This window comes from Flavobacterium urocaniciphilum (assembly GCF_900110615.1).
GTDB lineage: Bacteria > Bacteroidota > Bacteroidia > Flavobacteriales > Flavobacteriaceae > Flavobacterium > Flavobacterium urocaniciphilum.
On record NZ_FOEI01000002.1, the window covers coordinates 408,972 to 423,410 of the forward strand.

The 14,439-nt window shown below is 32.9% G+C and carries 15 protein-coding genes and 4 tRNA genes; all 19 read left to right on the top strand.

Annotated elements, in window-relative coordinates:
• The first annotated feature begins 22 nt into the window (after window positions 1-22).
• The 19 genes from BMY86_RS05990 (at window position 23) to rpoB (ending at window position 14,263) form a co-directional block, all read left to right on the top strand.
• Window positions 23-1,291, top strand: a complete 1,269-nt coding sequence (locus tag BMY86_RS05990) for a DUF2851 family protein (RefSeq protein WP_091466455.1) — start codon at window positions 23-25, stop codon at window positions 1,289-1,291.
• Between the two features lie 26 nt (window positions 1,292-1,317).
• Entirely contained in the window at window positions 1,318-1,536 is a 219-nt protein-coding gene (locus BMY86_RS05995; protein ID WP_091466457.1) for a PspC domain-containing protein, read from the top strand.
• 90 nt (window positions 1,537-1,626) lie between these two features.
• On the top strand, window positions 1,627-2,517 hold the full coding sequence (locus BMY86_RS06000) for a ComEA family DNA-binding protein (RefSeq protein ID WP_245745608.1): 891 nt from the start codon (window positions 1,627-1,629) through the stop codon (window positions 2,515-2,517).
• 42 nt (window positions 2,518-2,559) lie between these two features.
• Window positions 2,560-3,732 (top strand): acyl-CoA dehydrogenase family protein, encoded by a 1,173-nt coding sequence (locus BMY86_RS06005; RefSeq protein ID WP_091466462.1) that lies wholly within the window; start codon window positions 2,560-2,562, stop codon window positions 3,730-3,732.
• A 152-nt stretch (window positions 3,733-3,884) separates the two neighbouring features.
• Window positions 3,885-4,079: a 30S ribosomal protein S21 gene (gene rpsU / locus BMY86_RS06010; protein WP_091466464.1), complete on the top strand. Its 195-nt coding sequence runs from the start codon at window positions 3,885-3,887 to the stop codon at window positions 4,077-4,079.
• Between the two features lie 68 nt (window positions 4,080-4,147).
• Entirely contained in the window at window positions 4,148-5,041 is an 894-nt protein-coding gene (locus tag BMY86_RS06015; protein ID WP_091466467.1) for a tyrosine-type recombinase/integrase, read from the top strand.
• A 31-nt stretch (window positions 5,042-5,072) separates the two neighbouring features.
• Complete coding sequence (hpf, locus tag BMY86_RS06020; protein WP_091466469.1) at window positions 5,073-5,375, top strand: ribosome hibernation-promoting factor, HPF/YfiA family; 303 nt, start codon at window positions 5,073-5,075, stop codon at window positions 5,373-5,375.
• Window positions 5,376-5,469: 94 nt separating this feature from the next.
• A tRNA-Thr gene (locus BMY86_RS06025) sits at window positions 5,470-5,543 on the top strand.
• Window positions 5,544-5,597: 54 nt separating this feature from the next.
• Window positions 5,598-5,678 (top strand) — tRNA-Tyr (locus BMY86_RS06030).
• Window positions 5,679-5,751: 73 nt separating this feature from the next.
• Window positions 5,752-5,823, top strand: a tRNA-Thr gene (locus tag BMY86_RS06035).
• A gap of 62 nt (window positions 5,824-5,885) precedes the next feature.
• Entirely contained in the window at window positions 5,886-7,073 is a 1,188-nt protein-coding gene (tuf, locus tag BMY86_RS06040; protein ID WP_091466472.1) for an elongation factor Tu, read from the top strand.
• Between the two features lie 54 nt (window positions 7,074-7,127).
• Window positions 7,128-7,198, top strand: a tRNA-Trp gene (locus BMY86_RS06045).
• 19 nt (window positions 7,199-7,217) lie between these two features.
• Complete coding sequence (gene secE / locus BMY86_RS06050; protein WP_091466474.1) at window positions 7,218-7,406, top strand: preprotein translocase subunit SecE; 189 nt, start codon at window positions 7,218-7,220, stop codon at window positions 7,404-7,406.
• Window positions 7,407-7,412: 6 nt separating this feature from the next.
• Window positions 7,413-7,964 (top strand): transcription termination/antitermination protein NusG, encoded by a 552-nt coding sequence (nusG, locus tag BMY86_RS06055; protein ID WP_091466477.1) that lies wholly within the window; start codon window positions 7,413-7,415, stop codon window positions 7,962-7,964.
• A gap of 64 nt (window positions 7,965-8,028) precedes the next feature.
• Complete coding sequence (rplK, locus tag BMY86_RS06060; RefSeq protein ID WP_091466480.1) at window positions 8,029-8,469, top strand: 50S ribosomal protein L11; 441 nt, start codon at window positions 8,029-8,031, stop codon at window positions 8,467-8,469.
• Window positions 8,470-8,474: 5 nt separating this feature from the next.
• Complete coding sequence (gene rplA / locus BMY86_RS06065; protein ID WP_091466483.1) at window positions 8,475-9,164, top strand: 50S ribosomal protein L1; 690 nt, start codon at window positions 8,475-8,477, stop codon at window positions 9,162-9,164.
• Window positions 9,165-9,186: 22 nt separating this feature from the next.
• Entirely contained in the window at window positions 9,187-9,687 is a 501-nt protein-coding gene (gene rplJ / locus BMY86_RS06070; protein ID WP_091466486.1) for a 50S ribosomal protein L10, read from the top strand.
• Between the two features lie 53 nt (window positions 9,688-9,740).
• Window positions 9,741-10,112, top strand: a complete 372-nt coding sequence (gene rplL, locus BMY86_RS06075; RefSeq protein ID WP_091466488.1) for a 50S ribosomal protein L7/L12 — start codon at window positions 9,741-9,743, stop codon at window positions 10,110-10,112.
• Between the two features lie 338 nt (window positions 10,113-10,450).
• Window positions 10,451-14,263, top strand: a complete 3,813-nt coding sequence (gene rpoB / locus BMY86_RS06080; protein ID WP_091466490.1) for a DNA-directed RNA polymerase subunit beta — start codon at window positions 10,451-10,453, stop codon at window positions 14,261-14,263.
• The last annotated feature ends 176 nt before the right edge of the window (window positions 14,264-14,439 follow it).

Below are 14,439 nucleotides of genomic sequence, written 5' to 3' on the forward strand. Positions count from 1 at the left end.
GCCAAATTAAAATTTATACGCCATGCATGAAGAATTTCTCCATTATTTATGGGTAAATAAAAAACTACCATTTACTCAGCTCAAAACCCATCTTAACGAAAATTTAGAAATTAATCATTTTGGACAGTTCTTGCAAAATGCTGGTCCAGATATTTTTAATGCTCAAATTTCTATTGACCAGCAAAAATGGGCTGGAAATATTGAAATCCATATTAAATCTTCCGATTGGTATGCGCACCATCATGAAAAAGATTCTAATTACGATAATGTAATTTTACACGTAGTTTGGGAAAACGATTCTCCTGTTTTTCGAAAAGACAATTCTGAGATTCCTACATTGGAATTGAAAAACTATATTCCGTTATCAGAAATCAACAACTATCAATCTTTGATTGTTTCTAAAACCTGGATCAATTGTGAAAATCATATTTCTGAAATTGATGCCTTTATTTGGAATAATTGGTTGGAAAGTTTGTTTTTAAATCGATTAGAACGAAAATCTGAATTTATTGATAAACGATTGCTTGAAACGAATTTCGATTGGGAAGCTGTGTTTTTTGAAATGCTAGCCAAAAATTTCGGACTCAATACTAACGGGGAATGTTTTTACGAGTTAGCCAAATCGATTCCTTTTTCTATTATTCGTAAAGAAAGCTTTCATGTTGAAAATTTAGAAGCTTTATTTTTTGGGAAATTACATTTATTGGAAGAAGCAATAGAAGACGATTATTATTTAAGATTAAAAAAGATTTGGAATTATCTTAAATTGAAATATAAAGTACCCACTACAATGGTTCAGCAACCTCAATTTTTTCAACTTCGTCCGGATAATTTTCCAACTATACGATTATCGCAATTATTGAACCTTTTTGCAAATAAGCAAAATTTGTTTTCTCAAATTATCCTCGCTAATTCTTATGTCGAAATTAAGAAGTTGTTAGAATGCGACACCTCTGATTATTGGAAACATCATTATAATTTCTCCAAAACAAGTAAATCAAAATCGAAAACATTAAGTAAACAATTTATCGATTTACTGATTATCAATACAATTATCCCTATAAAATTTTGTTATGAAAAGAATTTAGGAAAATTGAATATTGAAGATTTAATCAAACTTTTAGAAGGTATTCCGCCAGAAAAAAATTCAATTATAGATAAGTTTTTTGAATTCAAAGTAAAAGCTTCTTGTGCATTTGAAACACAGTCGTTATTAGAATTGAAAAATGAATATTGTAAAAAAAATCGCTGCTTGAAATGCGCTGTCGGTTTGCAATTATTAAAAAACTAATTATCTTTATACTTTCTAAATATTAAATGTACGGTTTACTTCATTTTTTCGAAAAAAACGGATTTTATGTGGCTTCGCGATTAGCGGATAGACTCGGTATGCGAGCAACTCAAGTTCGATTGTTTTTTGTTTATATTTCGTTTATTACTGTAGGTTTAGGTTTTGGATTGTATCTAACATTAGCTTTTTTGTTGAAATTAAAAGATATGGTCTATACTAAACGCAGTTCTGTTTTTGATTTATAACTAACTTCCTCAATAAACTTTATGTTTAAGCTTTTTGCTTAAATTAATTTGCGTTTACATATGGACATTTACAACAATTAAATGTATCCTATGAAACAATTCGTATTATTAAAATTTTCTAAAACTCATTATTTAGGAATTGCAATTTTGTTATTTCTAATTGGGGCGTTGCAATTTCTAATCTATTGGAATACAACTTCAGCAACAGACAATGTTGAATTATCTAAAGAAGAAAAAGAATGGCTTTCGGTTCAAAATGAAGTCGATAGCTTAAAAGTAAGTACTGAAGAAAATAAAACTAAAATGTATCCCTTCAATCCTAATTTTATTTCCGATTATAAAGGATATAAAATGGGTATGACCAACGAACAAATTGATAAGTTGCATCAATTTCGTAATCAAAATAAATATGTAAATTCTAAAGCAGAATTTCAACAACTTACAGGTGTTTCTAACGCTTGGATGAAACAATACGCTCCTTATTTTAAATTTCCAGATTGGGTGACAAAAAAATCTACCTATAAAATTCAATCAAACTTCGAAAACAAATATCCAAAATATGAAAAGAAAGAAGTTAAAATTGTAGTCCAAGATATTAATACTGCCAATCAAATTGAATTAGAAAAAGTATACATGATTGGTGAAAAAATGGCTTTAAAAATTTTGGCTGAAAAAGAAAAATTGGGAGCATTTGCTTCTATGGAACAATTGGGTTTTATTTGGGGAATATCGCCTGATGCAATAGAAGATTTGAATAAAAGATTTCAGGTAAAATCAAATGTTGGAATGAAGAAAATTAAAATCAATGAGCTTTCAATTAAAGAATTGCAGCAATTTCCCTATTTTAATTATTCCATAGCCAAGAATATCGTAACATATAGAAGCATGAATGGGGAAATTAAACAAATTGAAGATTTAATAAATATAAAGCAATTTCCTGTTGAAAAATTAAAAATAATCGCCGTATATTTGGAATTCTAAAAATAAACACAATTAAACCAATAAAATTACACAATTAGAGATATGAACTCAGCATATTTTACAGAAGAACACGAATTATTTAGAGAGAGTTTTCGAAGTTTTTTACAAAAGGAAGTTGTTCCGCACATTGAAAAATGGGAAAAAGAAGGAACAATAGAACGATTCATTTGGAAGAAATTCGGAGAAATGGGCTTTTTCGGATTGAAATATCCTGAAGCATATGGTGGAATGAATTTAGATTTGTTTTACACAGTTGTTTTCTTAGAGGAACTTCAAAAAATTAAATCTTCTGGTTTTGCAGCAGCTATGTGGGCTCATGCTTATTTAGCAATGACGCATTTAAATGCTGAAGGTTGTGAAAGAATTAAACAAGAATATTTAGCACCAAGTATTGCGGGTGAAAAAATCGGAGCATTATGTATTACAGAACCTTTTGGAGGAAGTGATGTGGCTGGAATGAGAACAACTGCAGTTAAGCAAGGAGATAAGTATGTTATTAATGGTTCTAAAACATTTATTACAAATGGAGTTTATGCTGATTACTACGTAGTGGCGGCTAAAACTAGTCCGGAATTAGGAAATAAAGGAATCAGTATGTTTTTAGTTGATAAATCTGTAAAAGGAATTTCGGCTACAAAATTGGATAAATTAGGTTGGAGAGCTTCAGATACTGCAGAAATCGCTTTTGATAACGTAGAAATTCCTGCTGAAAATTTAATGGGTGAAGAAGGAAAAGGATTTCCATATATCATGCAACATTTTGCTTTCGAAAGATTAATTATGGCTATCAATGCTCATGCTAGAGCGGAATATGCTATTGAGTATACTATTAATTATATGTCGGAACGTGAAGCGTTTGGGAAAACAATTAATCAATTCCAAGCGTTAAGACATACGATGGTGGAACATGCAACTGAAGTAGAACACTGTAAGTTGTTTAATTATGCGGCAACAGCTCGTTTAGATAAAGGAGAATATGTAGTTAAGGAAGCAACTATGGCTAAATTAAAATCTACAAAAGTGGCAGACCTAGCTATTTACGATTGTTTACAAATGCTTGGTGGATACGGTTATATGGAAGAATATCCTTTAGCACGTTTGTTAAGAGATAGCCGTTTAGGACCAATTGGTGGTGGAACTTCTGAAATCTTAAAAGAAATTTTATCAAAAATGATAATTGATAACCAAAACTATAAACCAGCGGTTCAACCATAGTTATTAAAATAACGAAGCGAATAATGTATAAAACCAAGTAATAAATAATTGTTACTTGGTTTTTTGTTTTTAAAATATTTTCGACTTAATAGTTTGTTTTTCAAAATAAATATATACTTTTGCACCCGTAAATGAGAGGAGGTGTCTAGATTATGTTAATTATCCCAATTAAAGACGGAGAAAATATCGATAGAGCATTAAAGCGCTATAAAAGAAAATTTGATAAAACAGGTACTGTTCGTCAGTTACGTGCACGTCAACAATTCACGAAGCCATCTGTAACAAGAAGAGCTCAAATTCAAAAAGCTGCTTATATTCAAACATTAAGAGATAGCTTAGAAAGTTAATATCTTTTTTGAATAAACATATCAACCGTTAGTTTATAAATTATAAATTTGTAACTAACGGTTTTTTTATGCGCAATAATCTCGAAGCACATAGTGAGTATTTACTAAAAGAAAAAAAGTATTCTCTTTTAACAGTAAAAGCATATTATAATGATATAGTAGCTTTTCAATCTTTTTTAAATGAATACCACGATTCTTGTCGAATTGAAGAAGTGAGTTATTCGTTAATTAGAAGTTGGATTGTATATTTATCCGATCATGAATTTTCTGCCAATTCGATCAATAGAAAAATGGCGTCACTTAAATCGTTTTTTAAATTTCTTCTAAAAACGAAACAAATAGAAATAAATCCTTTTTCCAAACATAAATCCTTAAAAACTTCCAAACAAGTTCAAATTCCTTTTTCTGAAAAAGAAATCAATCAATTATTTGAAATTCATTTTTTAGAAAATGATTTTGAATCTGTTCGAAATAGATTGGTTGTTGAATTGTTCTATGCAACCGGAATGAGACGAGCAGAACTAATTAATTTAGAAACGAATGCGGTTGATTTTTACGGGAAAACAATTAAAGTGTTAGGGAAGAGAAATAAAGAACGAATTGTGCCTATTTTACCTGCAACAATCGACTTGCTGAAGTTGTATCTGTTACGAAGAGCGGAATTAGAAAGTATTATAACGCCAAATAAGTTAATATTGTCTAAAAAAGGAAATAAATTAAGTGAAACATTTGTTTATCGATTAATAAATGATTACTTTAGTACTATATCTGAAAAGATAAAAAAAAGTCCCCACGTTCTTAGGCATTCGTTTGCAACACATTTGTTAAATAGCGGTGCAGATTTAAATTCAGTAAAAGAGTTGCTCGGTCATGCAAGTTTGTCTTCTACTCAGATTTACACACACAGTAGTTTGTCTGAATTAAAAAAAGTTTACAAAGACGCACATCCGAGAAACAAGTAAGCAATGTTTAATTTAATAACTATTTATTATTATGAAAGTAAATATTCATGCAGTTAATTTTAATATTGACAGAAAATTGGTTGATTTCGTAGATGAGAGAATGTCTAGATTAGAAAAATATTATGATAGGGTTGTATCTTCTGATGCTTTTTTAAAGTTAGATAATACGAGTGAAAAGGAGAATAAAATTGTAGAATTAAAAGTTTTAGTACCAGGAGATGATTTTGTGGTAAAAAAGCAAAGTAAATCATTCGAAGAAGCTGCCGATTTAGCAATTGAATCATTAGAACGATTATTAGTTAAAAGAAAAGAAAAATTGCGTGCTCACAGTTAATTGAAAAAAATATTTAAAAAAGTTTTGATTAATAAATAAAATCCATACATTTGCAGTCCGTTAGAAATAGCGGACTTTTTCTATGTATAGAAATGCCGGTGTAGCTCAGCTGGCTAGAGCAGCTGATTTGTAATCAGCAGGTCGTGGGTTCGAGTCCCTCCATCGGCTCTTTGAATTATTGAAAAAATTAATTTCAAAATGCAAATTTTGAAGTTTTGGCTAGGGGAGATACTCAAGCGGCCAACGAGGACGGACTGTAAATCCGTTGGGAAACCTTCGCAGGTTCGAATCCTGCTCTCCCCACTAATGAATTTAGAGTTCTGAATTTAGAGATACAAATTCTAATTTCTAAATTCAAACTTCTGGACTCACACTTGCCGGTGTAGCTCAGGGGTAGAGTGCTTCCTTGGTAAGGAAGAGGTCACGGGTTCAAATCCCGTCATTGGCTCATAGTAAAAATGTATATTTTTGAACACTAATAATAAATAACTAAGATTAAATTTTAAAATCATGGCAAAGGAAACATTCGACCGTTCGAAGCCCCATTTAAATATTGGTACTATCGGACACGTAGACCACGGTAAAACTACGTTAACAGCTGCAATTACTAAAGTATTAGCAGATGCAGGTTTATCTGAAGCAAAATCATTCGACCAAATCGATAACGCTCCAGAAGAAAAAGAAAGAGGTATTACAATTAACACATCTCACGTTGAGTATTCAACTGCTAACCGTCACTACGCTCACGTTGACTGTCCAGGTCACGCGGATTACGTTAAGAACATGGTTACTGGTGCTGCGCAAATGGATGGTGCTATCTTAGTAGTAGCTGCTACTGATGGTCCAATGCCACAAACTCGTGAGCACATCCTTTTAGGTCGTCAAGTAGGTGTACCTAGAATGGTAGTATTCATGAACAAAGTTGATATGGTTGATGATGCTGAGTTATTAGAGTTAGTTGAAATGGAAATCAGAGATTTATTATCTTTCTATCAATATGATGGTGATAATGGACCAGTTATCCAAGGATCTGCTTTAGGTGGATTAAACGGTGATCCAAAATGGGTTGCTACAATCATGGAATTAATGGATGCTGTTGACAACTGGATTGAATTACCAGTTCGTGACGTTGAAAAACCATTCTTAATGCCAGTTGAGGACGTATTTACAATTACAGGTCGTGGAACTGTTGCTACAGGTCGTATCGAAACTGGAGTTGCTAATACTGGAGATCCTGTTGAAATCATCGGTATGGGAGCTGATAAATTAACTTCTACAATTACAGGAGTTGAGATGTTCCGTAAAATCTTAGATAGAGGTGAAGCTGGAGATAACGTAGGTTTATTATTAAGAGGTATTGACAAAGCTGATATCAAAAGAGGTATGGTAATTGTTAAGCCAGGATCTGTTAAGCCACACGCTAAATTCAAAGCTGAGGTTTATATCTTGAAAAAAGAAGAAGGTGGACGTCACACTCCATTCCATAATAACTACCGTCCACAGTTCTACGTACGTACAACTGACGTAACTGGTACTATTATGTTACCTGCTGGAAGAGAGATGGTAATGCCAGGTGATAACTTAACAATTGATGTTGAATTATTATCTCCAATCGCTATGTCTGTAGGTTTACGTTTCGCTATCCGTGAAGGTGGTAGAACTGTAGGTGCTGGACAGGTTACTGAAATTTTAGACTAATTATAAGTCAATTATAAATAACTGTGTCGTTTTTAACGACACAGTTTTTAACAAACGAGCGTAGTTCAAGGGCAGAATAGTGGTCTCCAAAACCATTGATGGGGGTTCGAATCCCTCCGCTCGTGCAAAATAATGTAAGATATCATGTTAAAATATTTTTCTGAAGCATTCGAAGAATTAAAATCAAATGTAACTTGGCCAGAGTGGAACGAAGTTCAAAAGTACACAATTGTTGTTGCATTGTTTTCAGTAATTTTTGCTTTAGCAACTTGGGGTGTTGATTTATCTTTTACTAAGATATTAAATGGATTCTTTAATTTGTTAAAAGGTTAATTTATAATGGCTGATAATAACGTAAAGAAGTGGTATGTTGTAAGAGCGGTAAGCGGACAGGAAAACAAGGTTAAGGCTTATATTGAGCAAGAAATTAACCGTGTTGGAATGGCTGATTACATTTCTCAAGTACTTGTGCCTACTGAAAAAGTAGTTCAAGTTAGAGATGGGAAAAAAATAGCAAAAGAAAGAGTATATTTTCCAGGTTATGTTATGATTGAAGCTAACTTAACTGGGGAAATTCCTCATATTATAAAATCAATTACTGGTGTTATCGGATTTTTAGGTGAAACTAAAGGTGGTGATGCAGTGCCATTAAGACAAGCTGAAGTAAATAGAATGTTAGGAAAAGTTGATGAATTATCTGTTAAAACAGAAAATATCAATATCCCATATTCTGTAAATGAAACAGTAAAAGTTATTGATGGTCCTTTCAATGGTTTCAATGGAACAATTGAAAAAGTAAATGAAGAAAAGCGTAAACTTGAAGTAATGGTTAAAATTTTCGGAAGAAAAACGCCATTAGAATTAAGTTTTATGCAGGTTGAAAAAGTATAATACGTTACGAATATAAATCCGCATCAATCGCTTCCAATTGATAGATGTGTTAAATTTTTAAACAATGGCTAAAGAAGTTAGTAAAGTAGTTAAACTACAAGTTAAGGGAGGTGCTGCGAACCCGTCGCCACCGGTTGGACCTGCTTTGGGAGCTGCTGGGGTTAACATCATGGAGTTCTGTAAGCAATTCAATGCTAGAACACAAGATAAACCTGGCAAAATTTGTCCAGTACAAATTACTGTGTACAAAGACAAATCATTTGATTTTGTTATCAAAACTCCACCTGCTGCAGTGCAATTATTGGATGCTGCAAAATTAAAATCTGGATCAGGAGAACCTAATCGTAAAAAAGTAGCAAGCGTTACTTGGGATCAGATTAAGGCTATCGCTGAAGATAAAATGCCAGATTTAAATGCATTCACTACTGAAGCTGCTATGAGTATGGTTGCTGGAACAGCTAGATCTATGGGTATAACTGTAACTGGAGATTCTCCTATAAAATAAGAGATATGGCAAAATTGACAAAAAAACAAAAAGAAGCTGCTGCTAAAATTGAAAAGAATAAATTATATTCTTTAAAAGATGCTTCAGCTTTAATCAAACAAGTTGCTTCTGCAAAGTTTGATGAATCAGTTGATATCGCTGTTAAACTTGGAGTTGATCCTAGAAAAGCAAATCAAATGGTTAGAGGTGTAGTAACTTTACCTCACGGAACAGGAAAAGATGTAAGAGTTTTAGCTCTTGTTACTCCAGATAAAGAAGCTGAAGCTAAAGCTGCTGGTGCAGACCACGTAGGTTTAGATGATTACCTTCAAAAAATTAAAGATGGTTGGACAGATGTTGATGTAATTATCACTATGCCAGCTGTTATGGGTAAATTAGGTCCATTAGGACGTGTTTTAGGACCAAGAGGTTTAATGCCAAACCCTAAAACAGGTACTGTAACTATGGATGTTGCTAAAGCTGTTCAAGAAGTAAAAGCTGGTAAAATTGACTTTAAAGTTGATAAAACTGGTATCGTTCATGCTGGTATTGGTAGAATCTCATTTGATGCAGATAAAATCTACGACAATGCTCATGAAATCGTTCAAACATTAATCAAATTAAAACCAACTGCAGCTAAAGGTACTTATATTAAGTCTATCCACTTAACAAGTACTATGAGTCCTGCTATTGCTTTAGATCCTAAAGCAGTATAATTGGTAGTTAAACATATTTAGTATGACTAGAGAAGAAAAATCAATTGCTATTGAAGATTTAACTGCACAGTTAGCAGATGTAAATGTTGTGTATTTAGCAGACATTTCTGGACTTGATGCAGGAACTACTTCAGACTTAAGAAGAGCATGTTTTAAAGCAGGTATTAAATTAGAAGTTGTGAAAAATACATTGTTAGAAAAAGCAATGGAAAGTTCATCAAACGACTTCGGAGATTTAGCTTCGACTTTAAAAGGAAATACTTCAATCATGATTGCAGAAACAGCTAATGGTCCTGCAAAAATTATTAAAGAATTCCGTAAAAAAGGTCAAAAACCAGTTTTAAAAGGAGCTTATATTAATGAAGAAATTTATATCGGTGACGAATTATTAGACAGCTTAGTAGCTATCAAGTCTAGAGAAGAAGTTATCGGTGAAATTATCGGATTATTACAATCTCCAGCTAAACGTGTACTTTCAGCTTTATTAAACAATGCTGAAACTAAAGGTGAAGCTGCAGAATAAAACAAAACGCACTTAATAAATTACATATTTTAAACACATTAAAGATAGAAAAAATGGCAGATTTAAAACAATTCGCAGAACAATTAGTTAACTTAACAGTTAAAGAAGTTAACGAATTAGCAACAATATTAAAAGATGATTATGGTATCGAACCAGCTGCTGCAGCTGTAGTAGTTGCTGCTGGTGGTGGTGAAGCAGGTGGTGCTGAAGCTCAAACTGAATTTACAGTAGTATTAAAAGACGCTGGTGCTTCTAAATTAGGAGTTGTTAAAGCGGTTAAAGAATTAACTGGTTTAGGTCTTAAAGAAGCTAAAGATTTAGTTGATGCTGCTCCAACAAACGTTAAAGAAGGAGTTTCTAAAGATGAGGCTGAAGGTCTTAAGAAAGCTTTAGAAGAAGCAGGTGCTGTTGTTGAGTTAAAATAATCTAACTTACAAAACAAGCTAGGTTTAGACCCTGAGAACTGTTCTCAGTGGTCTAAACCATTTTTCGTATAATAAAATTAAATCATATTTTATTATAAAATATTTTAGAATACAAAATCGCTATTAACAAAAGTTTGTTGTAAACAACCACTTATTAAAGGCGTAATTCATATAAGAAGTTTTATATGAAACTGTTTTTTTAATCAATACGAAGAAAGAAAATAATTGTAATACGTTGTTTTTAAAGATGTATTGATTGTAAAAAGAAAGTATTAATTGTTTTATGAAATTGTGTTAAACACAAAAATTACTTTTTTTTAATCAAAATCTTATCATTGATGATTGCTAATCAGACTGAAAGAATCAATTTTGCCTCAACAAAAAACATACCTAGTTATCCAGACTTTTTGGATATTCAGGTAAAATCTTTTAAAGATTTTTTTCAATTAGAAACAAAATCGGATGAAAGAGGCAACGAAGGTCTTTATAATACCTTCATGGAAAATTTTCCAATAACTGATACTAGAAATCAATTCGTTTTAGAATTCCTAGATTATTTCATTGACCCACCTAGATATACTATCGAAGAATGTATTGATAGAGGGTTAACGTACAGCGTTCCTTTAAAAGCGCGTTTAAAATTATATTGTACAGATCCTGAGCACGAGGATTTTGAAACTATCGTTCAAGATGTATATTTAGGAACTATTCCTTATATGGCGCCAAGCGGTACTTTCGTAATCAACGGAGCTGAACGTGTAGTTGTTTCTCAGTTACACAGATCTCCAGGGGTTTTCTTTGGACAATCTTTCCACGCAAACGGAACAAAATTATACTCTGCAAGAATTATTCCTTTCAAAGGATCTTGGATTGAGTTCGCAACTGATATCAATAACGTAATGTACGCGTACATTGATAGAAAGAAAAAATTACCTGTAACAACTTTATTCCGTGCTATCGGTTTCGAAAGAGATAAAGATATCTTAGAGATTTTCGACTTAGCAGAAGAAATTAAAGTTTCTAAAACTGGAATTAAAAAATATATCGGTAGAAGACTTGCTGCACGTGTATTAAATACATGGCATGAAGATTTCGTAGATGAGGATACTGGAGAAGTAGTTTCTATCGAGCGTAATGAAATTATTTTAGATCGTGACACTATCTTAGATAAAGATAATGTTGAAGAAATCATCGAAGCAGATGTTAAAGTAATTTTATTACACAAAGAAGATAGCAATCAAGCTGATTATGCTATCATCCATAATACATTACAAAAAGACCCTACTAACTCTGAAAAAGAAGCAGTAGAGCACATATACAGACAATTACGTAATGCTGAACCGCCAGATGAGGAAACAGCTCGTGGTATTATCGACAAATTATTCTTCTCAGATCAACGTTACAACTTAGGTGATGTAGGTCGTTACAGAATGAATAAGAAGTTAGGCTTAGATATCCCAATGGATAAACAAGTTTTAACTAAAGAAGATATCATTACGATTGTAAAATACTTAATTGAATTAATTAATTCAAAAGCTGAAATCGATGATATTGACCACTTATCTAACCGTCGTGTTAGAACAGTTGGTGAACAATTATCTGCTCAGTTCGGTGTAGGTTTAGCTCGTATGGCTAGAACAATTCGTGAAAGAATGAACGTTCGTGATAACGAGGTATTTACTCCAATCGATTTGATCAATGCTAAAACATTATCTTCGGTTATTAATTCATTCTTCGGAACTAACCAGTTATCTCAGTTTATGGATCAAACGAATCCATTAGCAGAGATTACTCACAAACGTCGTTTATCTGCACTTGGACCAGGAGGTTTATCTAGAGAAAGAGCTGGTTTCGAGGTTCGTGACGTTCACTATACACACTACGGACGTTTATGTCCGATTGAAACACCTGAAGGACCAAATATTGGACTTATTTCTTCATTAGGTGTATATGCTAAAGTAAATGGAATGGGATTCATCGAAACACCTTACCGTAAAGTAGTTGATGGTGTGGTAGATTTAGAATCTGAACCAATTTATTTAAGCGCTGAAGAAGAAGAAGGAAAAATGATTGCTCAAGCAAACATTGAAATGGACGACAAAGGAAAAATTACTGCTGCTAACGTAATTGCACGTGAAGAAGGAGATTTCCCAGTTGTAGATCCAACTGCTGTACATTATACAGACGTTGCTCCAAATCAGATTGCTTCTATTTCGGCTTCTTTAATTCCATTCTTAGAGCACGATGACGCCAACCGTGCCTTGATGGGATCAAACATGATGCGTCAGGCTGTTCCTTTATTAAGACCAGAAGCTCCAATTGTTGGAACTGGTTTAGAAAGACAAGTAGCGTCTGATTCAAGAGTGTTAATCAATGCTGAAGGTTCTGGAGTTGTAACTTATGTAGATGCTGATAAAGTAACTATTAAGTACGATAGAACGGAAGAGCAAAGAATGGTAAGTTTTGAAGAAGATGAAAAAACATACCAATTAATTAAATTTAGAAAAACGAATCAAAGTACAACTATTAACTTAAAACCTATCGTTAGAAAAGGTGATAAAGTAACTAAAGGTCAAGTACTTTGTGAAGGATATGCAACGCAAAATGGAGAATTAGCTTTAGGTAGAAACTTACAAGTTGCCTTCATGCCTTGGAAAGGATACAACTTCGAGGATGCGATTGTAATTTCTGAAAAAGTTGTTCGTGATGATATTTTTACATCTATCCACGTTGATGATTATTCATTAGAAGTTAGAGATACTAAATTAGGTAACGAAGAGTTAACTAACGATATTCCAAACGTTTCTGAAGAAGCAACTAAAGATTTAGATGAAAACGGAATGATCCGTATTGGTGCTGAAGTTAAACCTGGTGATATCCTTATCGGGAAAATCACACCAAAAGGAGAATCAGATCCAACACCTGAAGAAAAATTATTACGTGCTATCTTTGGTGATAAAGCTGGTGATGTTAAAGATGCTTCATTAAAAGCGTCTCCATCATTACACGGTGTAGTTTTAGACAAAAAATTATTTGCTAAAGCTGTTAAAGATAAACGTAAGCGTTCTAAAGATAAAGAAGATTTAGATAAACTTGAAATGGAATTCGAAGTAAAATTCGTTGAATTAAAAGACAGGTTAATCGACAAATTATTCTTAATCGTTGACGGAAAAACTTCTCAAGGTGTAATTAATGATTTAGGTGAAGAAGTATTACCAAAAGGTAAAAAATTCACTAAAAAGATGTTACAAGCAGTTGAAGACTTTGCTCACTTAACAAAAGGACAATGGACAACTGACGAGCATACAAACTCATTAATTAATGACTTAGTACACAACTATAAAATCAAATTAAACGATTTACAAGGGGTATTAAGAAGAGAGAAATTTACAATTACTGTAGGTGACGAATTACCTTCAGGAATTTTAAAATTAGCTAAAGTTTATATCGCTAAAAAACGTAAGTTAAAAGTAGGGGATAAAATGGCAGGACGTCACGGTAACAAAGGTATTGTTGCTAAAATCGTTCGTCAAGAAGATATGCCTTTCTTAGAAGACGGAACACCAGTAGATATCGTATTGAATCCACTAGGGGTACCTTCGCGTATGAACATTGGACAGATTTATGAAACTGTATTAGGTTGGGCTGGTTTAAAAACTGGTAAGAAGTTCGCAACTCCAATTTTCGACGGTGCTTCATTAGATCAAATCAATGCTTTCACAGACGAAGCTGGAATTCCAAGATTCGGTCATACTTACTTATACGATGGTGGAACAGGAGATCGTTTCCATCAACCAGCAACTGTAGGTGTAATTTATATGCTTAAGTTAGGTCACATGGTTGATGACAAAATGCACGCTCGTTCTATCGGACCTTACTCATTAATTACGCAACAACCTTTAGGAGGTAAAGCGCAATTCGGAGGTCAGCGTTTTGGAGAGATGGAGGTTTGGGCACTTGAAGCATATGGTGCATCAAGTACTTTAAGAGAAATCTTGACAGTTAAATCTGATGATGTTACAGGTAGAGCTAAAACTTACGAGGCAATCGTTAAGGGTGAAACTATGCCAGAACCAGGATTACCTGAGTCATTCAATGTATTAATGCATGAATTAAAAGGTCTTGGTTTAGATATCAGATTAGAAGAATAAATATAGTTAACAGTTACAGTCGCAGTTTACAGTATTTTCTGAAAACTGTGACTGAAAACTGAAAACTTTCATAAACAAGTTTTTAAAGGATTTATACCCGTAACCCGTTCCGATTTTTTATAACAATCTTAATGATTCTTATAACTAGCACTTCAAAAAATTGAAGTTTAGAGAAG

Excerpts from the sequence above, each read along its gene's own strand:
- BMY86_RS05990 (WP_091466455.1), top strand. The coding sequence starts at position 23 with ATGCATGAAGAATTTCTCCATTATTTATGGGTAAATAAAAAACTACCA.
- rplA (WP_091466483.1), top strand. The coding sequence starts at position 8,475 with ATGGCAAAATTGACAAAAAAACAAAAAGAAGCTGCTGCTAAAATTGAA.
- tuf (WP_091466472.1), top strand. The coding sequence starts at position 5,886 with ATGGCAAAGGAAACATTCGACCGTTCGAAGCCCCATTTAAATATTGGT.
- BMY86_RS06000 (WP_245745608.1), top strand. The coding sequence starts at position 1,627 with ATGAAACAATTCGTATTATTAAAATTTTCTAAAACTCATTATTTAGGA.
- secE (WP_091466474.1), top strand. The coding sequence starts at position 7,218 with ATGTTAAAATATTTTTCTGAAGCATTCGAAGAATTAAAATCAAATGTA.
- rplL (WP_091466488.1), top strand. The coding sequence starts at position 9,741 with ATGGCAGATTTAAAACAATTCGCAGAACAATTAGTTAACTTAACAGTT.
- nusG (WP_091466477.1), top strand. The coding sequence starts at position 7,413 with ATGGCTGATAATAACGTAAAGAAGTGGTATGTTGTAAGAGCGGTAAGC.
- rplJ (WP_091466486.1), top strand. The coding sequence starts at position 9,187 with ATGACTAGAGAAGAAAAATCAATTGCTATTGAAGATTTAACTGCACAG.
- rpsU (WP_091466464.1), top strand. The coding sequence starts at position 3,885 with ATGTTAATTATCCCAATTAAAGACGGAGAAAATATCGATAGAGCATTA.
- hpf (WP_091466469.1), top strand. The coding sequence starts at position 5,073 with ATGAAAGTAAATATTCATGCAGTTAATTTTAATATTGACAGAAAATTG.
- rpoB (WP_091466490.1), top strand. The coding sequence starts at position 10,451 with ATGATTGCTAATCAGACTGAAAGAATCAATTTTGCCTCAACAAAAAAC.
- rplK (WP_091466480.1), top strand. The coding sequence starts at position 8,029 with ATGGCTAAAGAAGTTAGTAAAGTAGTTAAACTACAAGTTAAGGGAGGT.
- BMY86_RS06005 (WP_091466462.1), top strand. The coding sequence starts at position 2,560 with ATGAACTCAGCATATTTTACAGAAGAACACGAATTATTTAGAGAGAGT.
- BMY86_RS06015 (WP_091466467.1), top strand. The coding sequence starts at position 4,148 with ATGCGCAATAATCTCGAAGCACATAGTGAGTATTTACTAAAAGAAAAA.
- BMY86_RS05995 (WP_091466457.1), top strand. The coding sequence starts at position 1,318 with ATGTACGGTTTACTTCATTTTTTCGAAAAAAACGGATTTTATGTGGCT.